General features: G+C 50.0%; 20 protein-coding genes. 5 read left to right on the forward strand and 15 right to left on the reverse strand.

Annotated features, from left to right (window positions below; all coding sequences use genetic code 11):
- Positions 1 to 386: 386 nt before the first annotated feature.
- Positions 387 to 776 (forward strand): DUF2614 family zinc ribbon-containing protein, encoded by a 390-nt coding sequence (locus EDC33_RS09180; RefSeq protein WP_040106359.1) that lies wholly within the window; start codon positions 387 to 389, stop codon positions 774 to 776.
- Between the two features lie 37 nt (positions 777 to 813).
- Here the strand turns inward: EDC33_RS09180 and perR are convergent, their stop codons facing one another.
- The 3 genes from perR to bcp form a co-directional block, all read right to left on the reverse strand.
- Complete coding sequence (gene perR / locus EDC33_RS09185) at positions 814 to 1257, reverse strand: peroxide-responsive transcriptional repressor PerR (RefSeq protein ID WP_271397739.1); 444 nt, start codon at positions 1255 to 1257, stop codon at positions 814 to 816.
- Between the two features lie 82 nt (positions 1258 to 1339).
- Positions 1340 to 2284: a D-2-hydroxyacid dehydrogenase gene (locus tag EDC33_RS09190; RefSeq protein ID WP_124010946.1), complete on the reverse strand. Its 945-nt coding sequence runs from the start codon at positions 2282 to 2284 to the stop codon at positions 1340 to 1342.
- 1 nt (position 2285) lies between these two features.
- On the reverse strand, positions 2286 to 2735 hold the full coding sequence (gene bcp, locus EDC33_RS09195; RefSeq protein WP_124010947.1) for a thioredoxin-dependent thiol peroxidase: 450 nt from the start codon (positions 2733 to 2735) through the stop codon (positions 2286 to 2288).
- Positions 2736 to 2880: 145 nt separating this feature from the next.
- Between bcp and EDC33_RS09200 the strand changes: the two genes are divergently transcribed.
- Both EDC33_RS09200 and EDC33_RS09205 read left to right on the forward strand, forming a co-directional pair.
- Positions 2881 to 4173 carry a glutamate-1-semialdehyde 2,1-aminomutase gene (locus EDC33_RS09200; RefSeq protein WP_124010948.1) on the forward strand — a complete coding sequence of 431 codons (1293 nt, stop codon included), beginning with the start codon at positions 2881 to 2883 and terminating at the stop codon, positions 4171 to 4173.
- Positions 4174 to 4184: 11 nt separating this feature from the next.
- Positions 4185 to 5297 carry an FUSC family protein gene (locus EDC33_RS09205; RefSeq protein ID WP_124010949.1) on the forward strand — a complete coding sequence of 371 codons (1113 nt, stop codon included), beginning with the start codon at positions 4185 to 4187 and terminating at the stop codon, positions 5295 to 5297.
- 33 nt (positions 5298 to 5330) lie between these two features.
- On the opposite strand, the gene EDC33_RS09210 is transcribed toward EDC33_RS09205, so the two are convergent.
- Genes EDC33_RS09210 through mutY form a run of 4 tightly spaced genes read right to left on the reverse strand, consistent with a single transcriptional unit; the run spans position 5331 to position 9391 of the window.
- Positions 5331 to 5945, reverse strand: coding sequence for a DNA-3-methyladenine glycosylase (locus tag EDC33_RS09210; protein ID WP_124010950.1), 615 nt, complete (start codon positions 5943 to 5945; stop codon positions 5331 to 5333).
- Between the two features lie 15 nt (positions 5946 to 5960).
- Positions 5961 to 7697, reverse strand: coding sequence for an ABC transporter ATP-binding protein (locus EDC33_RS09215; RefSeq protein WP_094907090.1), 1737 nt, complete (start codon positions 7695 to 7697; stop codon positions 5961 to 5963).
- 57 nt (positions 7698 to 7754) lie between these two features.
- Complete coding sequence (gene ntdP, locus EDC33_RS09220) at positions 7755 to 8300, reverse strand: nucleoside tri-diphosphate phosphatase (protein ID WP_040106366.1); 546 nt, start codon at positions 8298 to 8300, stop codon at positions 7755 to 7757.
- 56 nt (positions 8301 to 8356) lie between these two features.
- Positions 8357 to 9391, reverse strand: a complete 1035-nt coding sequence (mutY, locus tag EDC33_RS09225) for an A/G-specific adenine glycosylase (protein ID WP_124010951.1) — start codon at positions 9389 to 9391, stop codon at positions 8357 to 8359.
- Positions 9392 to 9443: 52 nt separating this feature from the next.
- On the opposite strand from mutY, the gene EDC33_RS09230 reads away from it, so the two are divergent.
- Positions 9444 to 10421 carry a metal-dependent hydrolase gene (locus EDC33_RS09230; RefSeq protein WP_124010952.1) on the forward strand — a complete coding sequence of 326 codons (978 nt, stop codon included), beginning with the start codon at positions 9444 to 9446 and terminating at the stop codon, positions 10419 to 10421.
- Between the two features lie 21 nt (positions 10422 to 10442).
- Here EDC33_RS09230 and EDC33_RS09235 read toward each other — a convergent pair whose 3' ends face one another.
- The 8 genes from EDC33_RS09235 to EDC33_RS09265 form a co-directional block, all read right to left on the reverse strand.
- Positions 10443 to 11201 (reverse strand): hypothetical protein, encoded by a 759-nt coding sequence (locus tag EDC33_RS09235; RefSeq protein ID WP_124010953.1) that lies wholly within the window; start codon positions 11199 to 11201, stop codon positions 10443 to 10445.
- A gap of 10 nt (positions 11202 to 11211) precedes the next feature.
- Complete coding sequence (locus EDC33_RS09240) at positions 11212 to 12705, reverse strand: hypothetical protein (RefSeq protein ID WP_124010954.1); 1494 nt, start codon at positions 12703 to 12705, stop codon at positions 11212 to 11214.
- Between the two features lie 4 nt (positions 12706 to 12709).
- Positions 12710 to 13012: a DUF1811 family protein gene (locus EDC33_RS09245; protein ID WP_229716749.1), complete on the reverse strand. Its 303-nt coding sequence runs from the start codon at positions 13010 to 13012 to the stop codon at positions 12710 to 12712.
- Entirely contained in the window at positions 12999 to 13793 is a 795-nt protein-coding gene (locus EDC33_RS09250) for a RecX family transcriptional regulator (protein WP_040106372.1), read from the reverse strand. The genes EDC33_RS09245 and EDC33_RS09250 overlap by 14 nt, the downstream gene beginning before the upstream one ends.
- 10 nt (positions 13794 to 13803) lie before the next feature.
- Positions 13804 to 14313, reverse strand: a complete 510-nt coding sequence (locus EDC33_RS09255; protein WP_094907084.1) for an acyl-CoA thioesterase — start codon at positions 14311 to 14313, stop codon at positions 13804 to 13806.
- Positions 14314 to 14414: 101 nt separating this feature from the next.
- Positions 14415 to 14570, reverse strand: a complete 156-nt coding sequence (locus EDC33_RS12670; protein ID WP_170156391.1) for a hypothetical protein — start codon at positions 14568 to 14570, stop codon at positions 14415 to 14417.
- A 74-nt stretch (positions 14571 to 14644) separates the two neighbouring features.
- Positions 14645 to 15877, reverse strand: coding sequence for an aminopeptidase (locus tag EDC33_RS09260; RefSeq protein ID WP_124010955.1), 1233 nt, complete (start codon positions 15875 to 15877; stop codon positions 14645 to 14647).
- Between the two features lie 12 nt (positions 15878 to 15889).
- Positions 15890 to 16087, reverse strand: coding sequence for a DUF1128 family protein (locus EDC33_RS09265; RefSeq protein ID WP_040106375.1), 198 nt, complete (start codon positions 16085 to 16087; stop codon positions 15890 to 15892).
- Between the two features lie 157 nt (positions 16088 to 16244).
- Here EDC33_RS09265 and EDC33_RS09270 point away from each other — a divergent pair, with 157 nt between their 5' ends.
- Complete coding sequence (locus EDC33_RS09270) at positions 16245 to 16565, forward strand: hypothetical protein (RefSeq protein ID WP_094907082.1); 321 nt, start codon at positions 16245 to 16247, stop codon at positions 16563 to 16565.
- The last annotated feature ends 12 nt before the right edge of the window (positions 16566 to 16577 follow it).

The following is a 16577-nucleotide window of genomic DNA, read 5'->3' on the forward strand; positions in this document are numbered from 1 at the left end:
CGTTGCGGTTTTACTTGTCGCCCAAGTTGAATGCCGTAGCATTCGTTTTTATCGGAATTAACGTTGACATATTGTCATTCAGTTTTCAATGTTCTCTCGAAATCACTCTTACAATACTACCTTACTTCTCAAAACTATTCAAGCGTTAATTTTACACTTTCGAATATTTTTTTGAAATAAAATGTTTTGTTGTCTTTGTCCGCTGCTGTTGTGTTTCCCAAATCAGCGACCTTTATATCATACCAAGTTGGCTATCCGGTGTCAACGACTTTCGAAAACTTTTTTAATTCGTTTTGTCTGTGCCGTGTTGTTCACCAAATGCTAAATATTAGATTATCATAAATGCTATAACTTGTATATAATGAATTTCAGAGGTGAAATGTTTTATGAAAAAACCAGGAAACAAAATACTGCGTATCCGTGGCTATGCACTGGCCCTGATCTTTATAGGTATGGGAACAATGTATCTTGGCGTATTCTTCCGGGAATACCAATGGGTGTTCAGCATATTCCTTCTTATAGGACTGCTCCCCATCCTTCTGAGCTTCGTCATCTACTTCTGGGTGGGACTCATCAGTACGCGTGCAGTCACTGTACAATGCCCGAACTGCGAAAAGCACACTAAGATTTTGGGCCATGTCGACTTCTGCCAGCACTGCAAGGAACCACTGACCATCGACAAGGAACTTGAGGGTGAGGAATTCTCCCTAGACTATAATGTGGAGCATCGCAGGAAAAAGGCGATCGACGAAAAGAATGCCGAGAACGAAAAATGAGCAGGGGGATGATCCCCCTGCTCATTTTCTTTTTGGCTCATTCCGCCCTCCGGCACTCCGGACATACACCATAGATTTCAAGCCTGTGGTGGCTGACATCGTAGGATGTCACTGAACCTGCAAGATGTTCCACTTCCTCCAGGCCGGGATAGTGGAAATCCGTGATCTTTCCGCATTCGCTGCAGATGATATGATAATGCGTATCTGTAATGAAGTCGAAACGGCTTGAAGCGTCTCCATATGTGAGCTCTTTTACTAGCCCCGTCTCCTTGAAGAGCTTCAGGTTATTATATATAGTGGCCACACTCATATTTGGATATTCATTAGAAAGCGCCTTGAAAATATCATCAGCAGTCGGATGTTCTCCTGTTTCTATCATGTACCTGAGCACTGCTTTCCTCTGCGGTGTAATGCGAACACCGGTCTTCTTCAGCGCATTGATCGATTCAGTGAACTGGTCATGGGCATCCATCATCTTCATATTGATACCTTCCTTCTCTAGCAGACTACTGTAATATGAATATTGTACTTTGTCCTGAAATTGTTTGTCAAATCACTTTCAGTCAATATCCCCTGCTGTTATCAATGATGTTCATCATCGATTCCTTTTCTTCCATATACTGAAGATTGTGGGCGAAGATTTCGAATCCCCGCTTCAAGTACCCCTCAGTCTTCGATGAGGCATGCGGTGTAATCGTCAGATTGTCGTACGTATAGAAGATATGGTCCGCCGGCAGCGGCTCCTGATTGAATACGTCGAGGATCATGTGGCGTATCATTCCCGCTTCCAGCACATGGGATATCGTTTCATCGGTCATGATGTCCCCGCGTCCGATGTTGACGAAGACTGCTGTTTCCTTCATTCTACCAAAAAAGTCGGCATCAAGCAGTCCCCGCGTCTTATCGGTGCTCGGCAGGATGTTGATGACGATGTCCGCTTCACCGATATGGTCCTCGAGCGCACTGATGGCATAGGTGTGGTGGAACCCTTCCACTGCATGCCCCGTCGTGTTATAGCCGGCCACCTGGGTGCCGAATGCCTGGAGCACTTTGGCCAAGTGCGCACCGATGCTCCCGGTGCCGAGGATGTGGACGGTCTTTTCATATATCTCCTCGGTCCGTGCGTTCTTCCTCCAGTGGGCATTTTCCTGGTCGACCTTCAACTGGTGGAAGTCCTTATGGAAGTTGAGCAGCAGGCCGACAGTATACTCGGTCATCTGTATCTTATGGATGCCTTTGGCGTTCGTGATATGCACATGTTCCAAGGCATCGAGCGGCAGATCATCAAGCCCAGCGCTCATGACCATCATCCATTCCAGGTTTTTGTAGAGGTCGACATCCTCCCTGTCGAAATTGGAACCGTAGGTGACGAAGATCTCGCACCACTCCTTGTCCGCTTCCGTAAGATCCCTTGTCTTTGAGAAACGGTACTCCATATCCGGGTGATGCTCATTGATGTACTCGATCATATGCGGCTTCAGGTTGACTGTCGATAATATGTTCTTCATCCTATGCTTCCTCTTCCAGATAAGTCTTCAATTCATCGATGTGGTCCTTCGCCTTGACATTATCCCACCTTTTCAGGATATTGTTGGCTTCATCGACCAGGAATGTCGTTCTGACGATGCCTTTGGATTCCTTGCCGAATACTTTCTTCATCCTATAGACGCCGAGTGACTCGGCAAGCCCGAAGTCCTCATCGACCAGAAGGTCGAAATTCAGATCATTCTTCTCTATGAAGTTCTTGTGCTTCCTTTTGGAATCGCCATTTACGCCATACACCTTCACGCCCAACTCGTTCAGGTGGCCCAGGTTGTCCCGCAAGTCGCATGCCTGGGTGGTGCACCCTGGTGTATTGTCCTTCGGATAGAAGTAGATGACCGTCTTTCCTTCGAAGTCCTTATTGCCTACTTTCTCCCCATCCTGGTTTTCTAGTTCAAATTCCGGAAATTTCTCCATTTGTCTGCCTCCTTGATTGTATATGCATATATATGATGATACCCAACTTGAGCCCCGCTCTCAATAGCAGGATCTTTCTTAATTATGTTCCCTGGATGTGGTAGAATACTCATTGTGAAAAATTACTGACCAAAGGATGGGAAATATGTACAGTCATGAAAAATCTCAAACACTTCAAACTCAGGCAGAAGATGTGATCCTCGGTGGAGTGAATTCCCCTTCCCGATCATATAAAGCCGTGGGCGGCGGTGCACCGGTCGTCATGGACAGGGGCGAAGGTGCCCACTTCTACGATGTGGACGGCAACCGCTACATCGATTATCTTGCAGCATATGGACCGATCATCACAGGGCATGCCCACCCGCGCATCCACGAGGCGATTGCGGAACAGAGCAGCAAGGGCATACTGTATGGTGCGCCGACGGAACTCGAAATCGACTTTGCCAACAAGATCAGGGACGCAATCCCTTCGCTCGAACGCGTCAGGTTCGTCAACTCCGGCACTGAAGCCGTAATGACGACGATCAGGGTGGCAAGAGCCTACACATCCAGAAACAAGATACTCAAATTTGAAGGCTGCTATCACGGCCACTCCGACCTTGTGCTCGTGGCAGCCGGCAGCGGCCCGTCGCAGCTCGGCACACCGGATTCCGCCGGCGTACCGAAAGGCGTTGCAGAGGATGTCATCACAGTGCCCTTCAATGATCTGGAGGACTTCAAGACGGCCATTTCCCACTTTGGTGACGAAATAGCAGCTGTCCTCGTCGAACCGATCGTCGGCAACTTCGGCATCGTCGAACCTATGGAAGGCTTTCTGGAAGCGGTGAACGAAATCGCACATGATAACGGCTCGCTCGTCATCTATGATGAAGTCATCACCGCATTCCGCTTCATGTATGGCGGTGCCCAGAACCTGCTTGGTGTCGAACCCGACCTGACCGCCCTCGGCAAGATCATCGGCGGCGGCACACCGATCGGCGCCTATGGCGGCCGCAGGGACATCATGGAAAGCGTCGCCCCGCTCGGCCCCGCCTATCAGGCCGGCACCATGGCGGGCAACCCCCTCAGCATGGCCGCGGGTATCGCCTGCCTTGAAGTGCTCGAGAAGCCTGGCATCTACAGTGAAATGGAGCGTCTCGGCGGCATGCTCGAAGACGGGTTGATAGAGTTGATAAATAAATATAGTATTAAGGCAACGATAAACCGCCTTGTCGGCGCACTGACGATCTACTTCACCGACGAGACGGTCACCAACTATACAATGGCTGAAGCAAGCGACGGCGAACAGTTCGCCAAATTCTTCAACGGTCTGATCAGGCGCGGCATAAACATCGCTCCTTCAAAATACGAAGCCTGGTTCCTGACCACGGAGCATACCGAAGAAGATATCAAAGAAACACTGTCCATTGTGGAGGAAGTATTCAAAAATGAATTTTAGGAGATGGTGCCATGCGATTTGGTGCTAGAGTATTCAAAACCGGCGTAACAGTCGTGCTTACATTATTCATCACCAGCCTGCTGGGGCTCGAGCCTTCACTCATCGCTGCCATCGCTGCAGTGTTTGCCCTGCAGCCGAATGTGCACCGCTCTGTCATGAGAACCTGGGAGCAGTTTCAGGGCAATGCTCTCGGGGCCGTATCAGCCATCGTCATGGTGCTGCTCTTCGGCAACAATGTCATCGTCATCGGTCTGACGGTCATTCTGGTGCTTGCCATACTGCTGTTCTTCAATCTGCAGAGCGTCTCCACCCTGGCTGTCGTGACGATGATCGCCATAATGGACGCACCGACCCTCATGGAAAATTCCACAACCATGGATTTCCTGGAGGCCGCCGGTATTCGATTTTCACTCGTCATGATCGGGGTGCTGTCTTCCCTGGTGGTGAACCTGCTGTTCATCCCGCCGAAGTATGAAACGAAGATGTACCACAACTGCTTCAACATCACGAGCGACATATTCAAATGGATACGCCTCGAACTGAATGCAGTCAGCGAATACCAGATCGTCAAAAAGGATATCGAGTCTCTGCGGACACGCGTCGTCACCCTGGAGACGATGTATCTTTGGTACCGGGAGGAGAAGAACTACTTCAAGCGGAGCAGCTTTGCCGACGCACGGCGCAAGATCCTGTTCAGGCATCTGATCGCCTCGACCCGCCGGGCATTTGAGTTGCTGAGGAAGCTGAACCGGTATGAAAATGACTACAACCATCTGGATGATGACTTCAAGTACCGGATTAGACATGAGATGGACCAGCTCATGGCCTACCATGAACAGATCTTCATGAAGATTACTGAAAAGATCAGGCCCGAAGCCGCATTTGAAACCTATGATAACGATGAGCAATTCGAGCGCTCCATGATGGATGATTTCGTCCGCCTCTATTATGAAGCGGAAACCCCCGAGGAGAAGATCCAGTACGAGAACATACTGGAATTCATCTCAGCCATACACGAATACTCCAATTCATTGGACCGCCTCGACCGGCTCGCATCAAGCTTCTTCCGTTTCCATGCGGATAAGAACAAGATCAATATACAGGATGAAACACTGGATATATAGAAAACAGGCGCAGGGGATTTCCCTGCGCCTGTTCTATTTCCAGCCGTTGTTCTCCGCCGGCCGTCCGCGGAATCTGCTGACATGCGGGTTGCCTTTGACGATGAAGCGGTATGGATAATGCACCGCTTCCTCTTTGTTGTCGATGCCTATCCGTTTCGTCGCCTCAATTTCACGCGGGGCCCTGCCCGGCCTGAGGGTTAGGATACCATTGTTCAGTTCCATGCCGTTATGGAATTCGCGCCGGACACCGAGAGACTTGGTCAACTTGCCCGGTCCATCCGTAAGGCCGGTTTCGCGCCCCCGCCTTTCGATCATGACATCCCTGCCGATATGGGGCTCGATTCCCCGGATGAGGACCCCTTCCGGATGCGTCTTTTCTTTCGTCAGTATGTTCATGCAGTGGTGGCCGTGCATCGTATATACATAGAGATGGCCGAAGTCGTTGAACATCATGCTGTTCTTCTTGTTCTTCCTTCCGCCGAATGTATGTGCAGCACGGTCATCCACACCAAGATAGGCTTCCACTTCTGTAATGAACCCGCTTGTTTCCACACCATCGATACAGGTGATGACCTCGACGCCAAGCAGCCTTCGTGCGGCGCCAAGTGTATCATCAGCCAAAAATCCTATATCCAATGCCTCTGTCATGCTGACACCCTTTACTTATAGATTCTGGATACTATAGAGTTTGTAGTATTCGCCTTTTTTCTTCATCAGTTCCGAATGCGGTCCGGATTCCTGGATCTGCCCATCCACCATGACGAATATGCGGTCCGCGTGGGTGATGGTCGAGAGCCTGTGGGCGACGACGATCGTCGTCCGGTTCTCGGAGAGCTCGAGCAGCGTATCCTGTATGATGCTCTCGCTCTCGAGGTCAAGTGCACTCGTCGCCTCATCAAGGATCAGGATCGGCGGGTTCTTCAGGAAGACCCGTGCAATCGCAATACGCTGCTTCTGTCCACCCGAGAGTTTGACGCCGCGCTCGCCGACCTCAGTGTCATAGCCTTCAGGAAGTTCCATGATGAAATCATGGGCGTTCGCCCGTTTGGCGGCCCCTATCATTTCCTCTTCCGTCGCTTCCGGACGGGCAAGCAGGATGTTCTCCCTGATCGTGTCGGAGAACAGGATATTATCCTGCATAACGAGTCCGACATTATTCCGGAGGGATTCGATCGTATAGTCCCTGAGATCTGTCCCATCGAGCATGACTTTCCCCGATGTGACATCATAGAATCTCGGTATGAGCGTGACCAGCGTGGATTTGCCGCCTCCGCTCATGCCGACGAATGCGACGGTCTCCCCGCTTTTGACATCAAAGTTGATATGTTTCAGCGCGCTCGTATCTTCGCCATTGTATCCGAAGCCGACATCCCTGAATTCGATGTTGCCGTCGGTATGTCTGAGTTCACGGGCACCCGGCCGGTCTTTGACATCGTATTTCTCATCGAACAAATCGAACACCCTGTCCATCGACGCGATACTCTGCGTCAGCGTCGTGGAAGAGGATACGAGTCTGCGCAATGGTCCATACAGCCTGTCGAGATAGGCGATGAACGCAGCCAGCGTCCCGACGGTCAGGTTGCCCTGTATGACCTGGTAGGCACCATAGCCGACCACGAGCAACGGACCGATATCGGTGATCGTATTGACGACCGAGAAGCTTCTGGCGGTCCACTTCGCATGGTCTGTCGCCTTATTCAGGAAATTACCGTTGCGCTTGTTGAAGTGCTCTGCGGCGTGGCTCTCAACAGCGAAGCTTTTGATGACATTGATGCCTTGTATGCGCTCATGCAGGAAGCCCTGAACTTCCGCAAGTGCCTGGGATCTCTGTCTGGTGAGGCTGCGCAGCCTGCCGAAGAAATACCATACGCCGAAGATGTAGAACGGGAAGACGATGATCGACACCAGAGTCAATTCGCCGTTCAGCGAGAACATGATCGCAAGCGCGATGATGATCGTCACCAGATCGAGCCATATGTTCATCAGCCCCGTCATAATGAAATCCTTCGTCTGTTCAACGTCGTTGATGACGCGGGAGATGATCTCCCCCACTTTACTGTTGGAATAGAATTTTGCACTCAGCATCTGCAGGTGCCCGTACATCTTCTTCCTTATATCATAGAGTATCTTGTTGCTCGTCCATTGGGCCAGATACTGTCTGAAGTATTCGACAGGCGGCCTGATGATGACGAATATGAAGGAGAAGATCAGGAGCACCTGAATCAGCATATTCACCCTGTCTTCGGTCGTCAGCCCGTCAGGCATGATGATGTCATCGATCGTATACTTGATCAGAAGCGGCAGCAGCAATGGGATGCCGAACTTCAGTATACCGATGATGATCGTCAATATGATCAGCCATTTATAGGGTTTGACGAATTGCATATAACGTCTAATCACACAAAAAACTTCCTTTTCTTACATAAAAAACAACCAACCGGTTAAGTTGATTGATCTTTAGTATGATTTGTAATCATTATTGAAACGGCCCTGCCAGACTTTGATGAAGTCCGGAGCAAACGGCCCCTTTTTCCTTTCGATCCACTGCTGAAGCACATCCACATTATGCCTGAGTATCTTGTCGATATCCTCCGGATATTTCATGCGGCTCTTGTGAAGCTTGTATTCATCTTCATCGAGCAGATGATACTTCCCGTCCGGGTAAACCTTGATATCGAGGTCATAGTCGATATATTTCAATGCTTCTTCATCATAGATGAAAGGGGATGACAGATTACAGTAGTAGTACACCCCATCTTCCCTGAACATGCAGATGACGTTGAACCAGTAGTCGACATGGAAATAGACGATCGCCGGTTCCCGGGTGACCCAGGTGCGCCCATCACTTTCCGTGACGAGTGTCCGGTTGTTCCCGCCGATGACGACATGATCCGTCCCTTTGAGGATGGTCGTCTCGGACCACACGCGGTGGATGCTTCCGTCATGCTTATAGCTCTGTATCTTAACCTTGCTGCCTTCTTTCGGTATGGATTCCAAACCCATATTCCACACCACCTTTAAAATAATACTTTTATATTATATCATAGGTGGGAATATATTCACATTCTTTCGTCCGAGACTTCAAACTGCCCGTATATCTTCTGCATCGCCCGGCTCATCGGCAGTCCCTCGACCGCTTCCAGGGGGACGAAGTCCGGATGTTGGTCGCGTGTATGGAGCATATACCCTTCCATAAACCAGACCTGGTGGGTGAATACATGCTTTCCGCTGCCGATGTGCAGGCCGGATGTATCGATGGTCAGCCCGAGATCCTCCTCTATCGACTCGACTGATGTATCAACATCGTATTTCGGCAGTTCATACATGCCCTGGAGCAGTGTGCCCTCCTGTTTCCTCAGCAGTATCTCATTCCGGTCGTTGAGGATGAAATATACATTATAGAAAAGTTCATTCTTCCTTTTCGCCTTCTTCTTGACCGGCAGCTCCGATACGATGTTCCGGCTGTAGGCCTCGCAATGCTCCTGGACCGGACACATGATGCACTTTGGCGCCCGCGGGGTGCAGACGGTCGCACCGAGCTCCATCAGCGCCTGGTTGAAGTCCCCCGCTTCAAGCGGGATGATCTCTTCAATCCGCTTCTTGACGTCCTTCTGTACGGATGCCTTCGTCATATCCCGATCATCGGCATCGAGGCGGGAGATGACACGCAGTACATTCCCATCCACTGCAGCAAGCAGATGGTTGAATGCGATGCTCTGCACGGCACCTCCGATATAGGGTCCCACGCCCTTCAGCGAGAAGAATGCTTCCGGCTCCTCGGGAACGGTCGAATCATAGTGCTCCCGGACCTCTTTCACGGCAGCCTGGAAATTGCGGATCCTATTGTAGTACCCGAGCCCCTCCCAGTCCTTGAGCAGTGCTTCTTCATCCGCTTCCGCCATGCTGTCTATATCCGGATATTTGGTTATGAATTTCTCGTAATAGGGTATAACAGTAGTGACCTGAGTCTGTTGGAGCATCACTTCGCTCAGCCATATCAGATAGGGATCACGGGTCTGCCGCCACGGCAATGTCCTTTTGTTGGCCTGATACCACGCCAACAGATTATGATTGAATTCTGAACTATTCAGCATGAATGACACCTTCCTCTGCTTTATATATTCCATTTGAATGGGGAGAATGAACATGGATACTTTAACACATACACTAATGGGGGGCACAATCGTCGGCCTTGCTGCCATCGACCCTTCTATCGACCCCATTTCCGTCGGCTTCATCACTACTGTAGTCGGTGCATCCCTTGTGCCTGACATAGATACGGTCATGAAGATGAAAAATAATGCAGTATACATCACCCATCACCGGGGCATCACCCACTCCCTGCCATTTACATTCTTCATCTGGCCGGTACTCCTTACTGCACTCAGTGTGCTTCTGTTCGATCTGCCTGCATTGAATATGTACCTGTGGATACAGTTCGCAGTCTTCCTGCATGTATTTGTCGATATATTCAATTCATACGGCACCCAAGCGATGCGGCCCATCAGCCATACATGGATACAGCTCAGCGTCATCAATACGGTGGACATCCCGATCATCGTCATGCATGTGCTGTATTTCATCCTATGGTATTTCGGGGCGTCATCTGTACTGCTCTTCATCGCCCTCTACATCGTGCTATTCCTGTACTATGTGGTCAGGTTCTTCATGCAGCGTTCGATTACTTCAAGGGTCGACAGGCAGCTGCCACATGAATATGTGACACGCACCTTCTGCATGCCGACGATGCACTTCTTCGAATGGCGCATTGTCGTAGTCACGCAGACAGCCTATTATGTCGGCCGCAGCTTCCGGGGAAACATCATATTCTATGACCGCTTCAACAAGAACGGCCCGTTGGATGAGGAGAAGTTCCAAAGCATCAAGGAGGATCCGAACTTCAAAGCTTTCACCTTCTTCTCATCAATCTACACATATGAAACCGAGGAGATATCGGAAGATCAGGAGGAAATCAGGTATATCGACTTGAGATATCTGAAGGAGGGGCATTATCCATTCGTATGCATCATGCTTCTGGACAGGCACACCAATGAAGTGCTGCACAGCTATACGGGATGGGTCTTCTCTGAAAGCAAGCTCCAAAAGAAGCTGCTCGACAGCTGATATAAAGACAAAGCGACTGGGCTATACGCCCGGTCGCTTTTTTAGATGGTGATATATCGAAAACTTCATCTTGCTGTAGTATTCGAACACCCACATGTAGAGGAAGATGATCTGCGCAAAGAACAGGACATCGTTGGGCAGACGGTTGATGTTCCAAGAGATATGCACCGCATTCGACTGGAGGCCGTTGATGACATAGTAGAACGGGTTCAGGCTGAGCAGGTGCTGCAGCCCCGAAGGAATGTTCTCCGGCAGATACAGGATCGGCACTGAAACCACCAGGATGATGAACACGATGATGTTCACACTTCCTATCCTGTCGATCTGCACTGAAAGGTACACCAGTGTGAATGGGATGATCAGGAGCACCCCAAGCAGTACATAATACAGCAATGTGAATATGCCTATCAGCCAATCATCCATGACCAGTGCCGCAAGTGCACTGTACAGTACAACGAACATGAGGAAGATGAAGGTCTGGAAGACGATGGTCGGGAGTATGCGCATATAAAGGGGGATGTAGTTCACCTTCAGCACCGAATCTTTATAGAATGCCGTGTTCTTGTTCAGTACCGTCATGCTGAACAGCCAGACGGCCGCCGCCAGCCCGACCAGTACATACAGGTACTCCAGGACTTCCCCGGCATCCATCAGTGCCATCGCCACAAGCAGGAACACGAGTCCGATCGAATAGATCAGAAGCGGTGTGAGGTTGTGTGTGGAGAAATAGGATGTCTGTTTGAAGAAGTGGCGGAACAGATATTTCATTTTGTAATTCATAGCACCTCTCCTAACGCTGTATATATAGCCATGTCTGATTTGATGCATCGAGTATCATATAGCCCTCGGGCAGCCTGAATATCACATCTTCTGTCGTTATGCCGAATGCCTCGTACATCCCTTCCATACCCCGGGCCGGGAAGGACATCGAGAATATAAGCCCGTCTTTGAACTGGTACGAGATCGGTATGCCTGAGAGTTCAGCATGCCTGGCGCTTGATGCGGACAGGTTCATCTCATCCGTCACCCTCTCCGTTCCCCCGTTGAGGACCCTCGAATAATAGAGGTAGTTGTTCTCGAACACTTCATCCGTGTAGGGCAGCAATGCTTCCAGCGTCGTTTCAGGGTACAGGCTTGCCGGGTTGAAGTATATGAAGGACGAGCTGTCCATCTCCACAGGCGTCCCATCATCCAGTATGGTGTACGTCTCCCCTGACCTGTCTCTCACCTGGAGCAGAGACAGGTAGGGATAGCTTTCCCCATTCACTTCGAGGTTTTCTTCAGTGACCAGGGCATATGCGATGCGGTTGTCTTCTTCCTCTTCCGGAGCAGCCACGGTCTGCTCCTGTCCGGTATTGGCAGAACCCGTAAAGGAGATATCCATGAATATCACGATGCTCGCCATAAGCATCGTAAACATCAGGATGAGGGACAGGATGATCTTCCTCATGTTCAGGGTGTCGATGAGCCCCGACTGCTTGCGGCTCAGACGCTTCAGTCCATGGGCATATTTCCCCGACGCATCCAGGTTCCGTTTCCATTCGATATCAAAATGGGCTTCTTCGTCCACACTTTTGAGCTGGCTCTTCTTTTTCATATGGGCATTATATTCCATGATGCCCTGCTTGACGCTGCCGTCATAGCGCACCTGGCCGTAGCTCAGCCACAGGAAATAGTTGGCGAGGGATTCGATCGGCTCCATGCTGCTTTCGAGCAGAAGCACACCGCGCCCCTTTTCTTCCTGTCCATTGATTGTCGATTTGAACACCGCGGCATCCTGAGCTCCCAAGTGCCGGTAAACGTTACAGTAGAGGATGATTTCAGCGTCCGAGACGTTGGACATCTCAAGGAGGACCAGGGCGATTTCCCTGCGATTCATCTCCTTGACCGGTGTATTCCAGTACTTCCTGAACAGGGGATGGGACCAGAGCTGCTCGGCCGCTTCAGCGGCCTCATCCGCCTGCATGTATTCATCGAGCATCTCAGAAACGAAGATGTTCAATGGGTGGGGATGGCTGATGTGGTCGAGCACATCGAGGCTCAAGATCGAGCTGTCCGTCTTTACCCGCCCCTTTTTGGGGTCAAGGCTGCCGTTGACCATCTCCTTCAGGTAGTTCAGCGTCCTGTAGTCCGAAAAGATGCCGAGCACTTCCCCCTTATAGAGATGGAAGGTGACATCTTTGAGCAGAAGGCCGCCTTCCCTGCCCAGCATCCGGTCCATGAACTTTTTTGATTCCTTGGCATATGTCAGGTTCAGTGCCCTGAGTAGAATGATGTTCTGCATCAGATCATCCCTTCTTGTTCAACTGCAGCATGCTGACAGGAATGGCTGTCTCTTTCTCTTCTCCTCCGACGAAGAATCCCCAGACAAAGGTGCCCTTGATGTATTCCACTTTGAAGTAGTGGTTCTCGTTACTGATCACCTTATAGATCTTCCCCGGTTCAATCAGGGAGAGGTCGATGAAATAGCTTTCTGCTATGAGCACCTGGCGTTCAAGCACCCTGTATTCATTTTCGACGCCCATCATCTCCGCTTTCCTCATCGCTTCCCGCTTCTCTGCAATATATGCTTCAAGTTCACGTCTCGTCATAGTGTTCAAAGGTCTCATCATCTATACCGCCTAACTTTTCCTGGATCAGATCATAGCCGTACCCTTTTCTCATGAGCGCCTGTATCAGCTTCTGCTTCAGGGCGTGGCCTGTTTCCTTTTTCCGATATTTGTTGAAGTACTTTTCAAAATCCTTGTCGAAATGCGCCGTTTCGTCATAATCATCATCGAAGTTGATCATGTCGATATGAGCCTTGCCATACCCTTTCTGGTACAGTTTCTCGGTCAGCTTCATCCTGAACTGTCGGTAGGCGCCCTTATGCCTTTTCAGCTGCTTGTCTTTAAGCTTGTTCATTCGTTCCTCGTCGACTTCTCTGCTGAAGGCATCCACATTCTCCCGGATGACCGCCTCATCGATGCGGTGCTTCTTCAGCTCACGCTCCAGTGCGAAAGGTCCCTTGTCCGTCGTGGCGACCATCGTATTCTTCAGAGCCTTGGCGTAATGCGCATCATTGACATACCCTTCCTCCCTGAGTCTCTGGATGGTCCTGTCGATCATTTCAGGATGGTAGTCCTCCACCAGGTACTTCCTCATCTCCGACTCGGAACGCAGTTTGTAGCTGATGTATCCGAGTGCCTTGACGTAGGCCTGGTCATACTGGATCGCTTCGAGCACCTGATTGTACTCATCCCTTTCGAGAATGCGCTCCGGAATCAGCCGGTACTTCACCACCGACTCCTCATGGGCTTTGAATGAAGTGCCGTCATCCATGTGTATTTCATACATGCTGTTCTTCAGAAGCGCCACTTTCTTTATCTGCATACGATCCCCCCTAGTCAAAAAGATCTGTCGCAAAGAACTCGCGCAATGCTTTCGAACGTTCCCTTCTATGCCGACGGTGCTCCGCGCGCTCCTCCCCCGTCTCATCGAGCCATTTCAGGCGCTCGTTATCAGGGATGAGCTCTGGCACTTCCAGCGGCTTGAGATCATCATCCAATGCAACGAATGTAAGGAAACTGAAGGCGGCAAGCTTCTTTTCAGTGCCGTTCTCAAGCTGCTCCTTCGAAACCTTGACCAGAATCTCCATGGATGATTTCCCCGTATGGGTCACAAGTGCCTCGAGGATGACGACATCCCCGAGATGGATCGGCTCCAGAAAATCGACCGAATCGATTGAAGCGGTCACCACCTTCGACCGCGAATGACGGCGTGCAGCGATCGCTGCCACGTCATCTATGTATGCCATCAGCCTGCCTCCGTACAATGTATGATGATTGTTCGTATCCGGCGGCATGACGTTTGAAGTCTTCACCGTATAGGATTCCGACATTTTCTTTTCCATATTTTTTCCTCCATTCCAAGCACTACTATAATAGCACATTTCAGGCATTAAAAAGGAAGGGATAATGGATATCCCTTCCCGATTTCTTCTATTGGAAACTGCTACTCCTGACGTTCCAGCGCCTCTTCCGGTGTATCGATCACAATCGCATCCTTGCCTGGAAGCGCCTTGGACAGGAAGTGGTGCAGGATCAGGGCAAATGCAAAGATGGCAAAAAGAAATGCCAGCATTACGAGAAACATCATTGCAAAGCTCATGAAAAACCCTCCTAATGGTACTTTTCCTATTGATTATATTTTAACATAAAGGCCGCACTTGTACTATCTATAATTTAAAAGGCCCAGTTCCCTTTTTCAAACACTTTCTCTTCTGTGCCATCTTCAGTGATGCCATAGATGTCCAGCTGGTCGGAACCGATCATGAAGTCGACATGCGTGATGGAATCATTGAGCCCCGCCGCCTCCAGTTCTTCCCGTGACATGGTCTTGCCGCCTTCGAGACAGAATGCGTAGGCACTGCCGAGAGCGATGTGGCATGAGGCATTTTCATCGAACAGTGTGTTGTAGAAGAGTTTACCCGCATTGGAGATCGGTGAGTCATCAGGTACCAGCGCCACCTCTCCAAGGTGTCTTGCCCCTTCATCGGCGTCCAGTATATTCTTGAGCACTTCATATCCTCTGCCCGCTTCGAAATCGACGACTCTGCCGTCCTTGAATGTCAGCTTGAAATCATCGATCAGATTGCCTCCATGGCTGAGCGGCAGCGTGTTGGATACGTAGCCGTCGACCCGGTTCCGGTCCGGCACACTGAACACCTCTTCGGTCGGCATGTTCGCCATGAACTTTTCGCCATCCGCGTTCAGGCTGGAGGCGCCGGCCCACAGATGTCCTTTTGGCAGACCAATTACGAGGTCTGTACCCGGCGCTTCATATCTGAGCGCCTTATACTTCCTGGTATTCAGGTAGTCCACCTTTTCATGGAGCGTCGCATCATGCTTCTCCCATGCCGATACAGGATCGTCGACATCTGCACGGACGGTATAGAAGATGAGGTCCATCAGTGCTGCAACAGCCGCTTCATCATCCTTATCTGGGAACACCAGCCTGGCCCATTCTACGGACGGATAGCCCGCCACACACCAGCTGTGGTAGTCCGACTGGATGCGGTTCGAGAAATCTTTGAAAGCGCGGCCTGAAGCCACCTGCATTGCCTGCAGCTTCTCGGGATCCACATCCTTCAGCAGTTCCGGTGATGAGGAGGTGATGCTCAGGAACCCGGCCTTTTCGTCCGAGTAGAACATTCGTTCATCTATGGCCCATTGATGGATCGTGCTCAGCTCATCCTTGGACTGGTTTTTGGCATGCAGCTGCGTCAGCCTGTCATCGGAAAGGACGACCTTCACTTCCTTTGCACCTTTCTGGTAGGCCTTCTCGGTCACGAGCCTGATCAGCGGGAGTGCGTCCTGCGCCCCCCTGATGAATACCCGGCCATCCGGCTGGACATTGAGTCCTACGTCCACCAGAAGATCTGCATATTTTTCAAGTTTCTCTTCAAATTGTGTCATATGTATTCTCCTTCATTTCCTCAGTTTTGAAAGCTCTTCGATGATTGCCGACTGTTCGATTGCCGTTATCTGGTTCCTGCCCGTCACCATCTCGTGAATCTCGCGGATTTCCTCAGTGTTCCCATCGTCGAAATCATCCGCATTGAAAAGCCCCTTGTTCACCACGTTCAGTGATTCCTCTATCTCTTTCAGCATATCTGCCTTATTCATTTGAATTCCTCCATACCAATATATTAAATGTCATTATAATAGTAACAAAGTTCATATGATAATAAAATTTATAATCCTGTTATTCACTGAATAAAGTTTGAAGTTAGTTTAAAATGGTTATAAGCAACTATAAATCACATACAAAGGAGAATTTTACATGGATAACAAATTGATACCCGCTGTTCTCATTGGAGCAGTCGTAGGTGCTGGACTCAGCCTGATCGACAAAAATACAAGACAATCCGTACTCAGCCGTTCGAAGGATCTGAAGTACTATGCACAGAACCCGGATGAAGCGAAGGATAAACTCTCCTCCGATTCCGGCCAGCCATCCAAGATTGAAGGACTCAAGGATGAAATCATGTTCTGGAAAGAAACAATCGAAGAGATCAGACAGAACAACCCTGAACTCGAACAGTCCATCAAGGATGCGAAAGATACATTCCAGAAGAAGCGTGAACAGAAGCAGTTGAACTGATGATCCATTGAA

The organism is Salinicoccus roseus (genome assembly GCF_003814515.1).
Taxonomy (GTDB): Bacteria; Bacillota; Bacilli; order Staphylococcales; family Salinicoccaceae; genus Salinicoccus; species Salinicoccus roseus.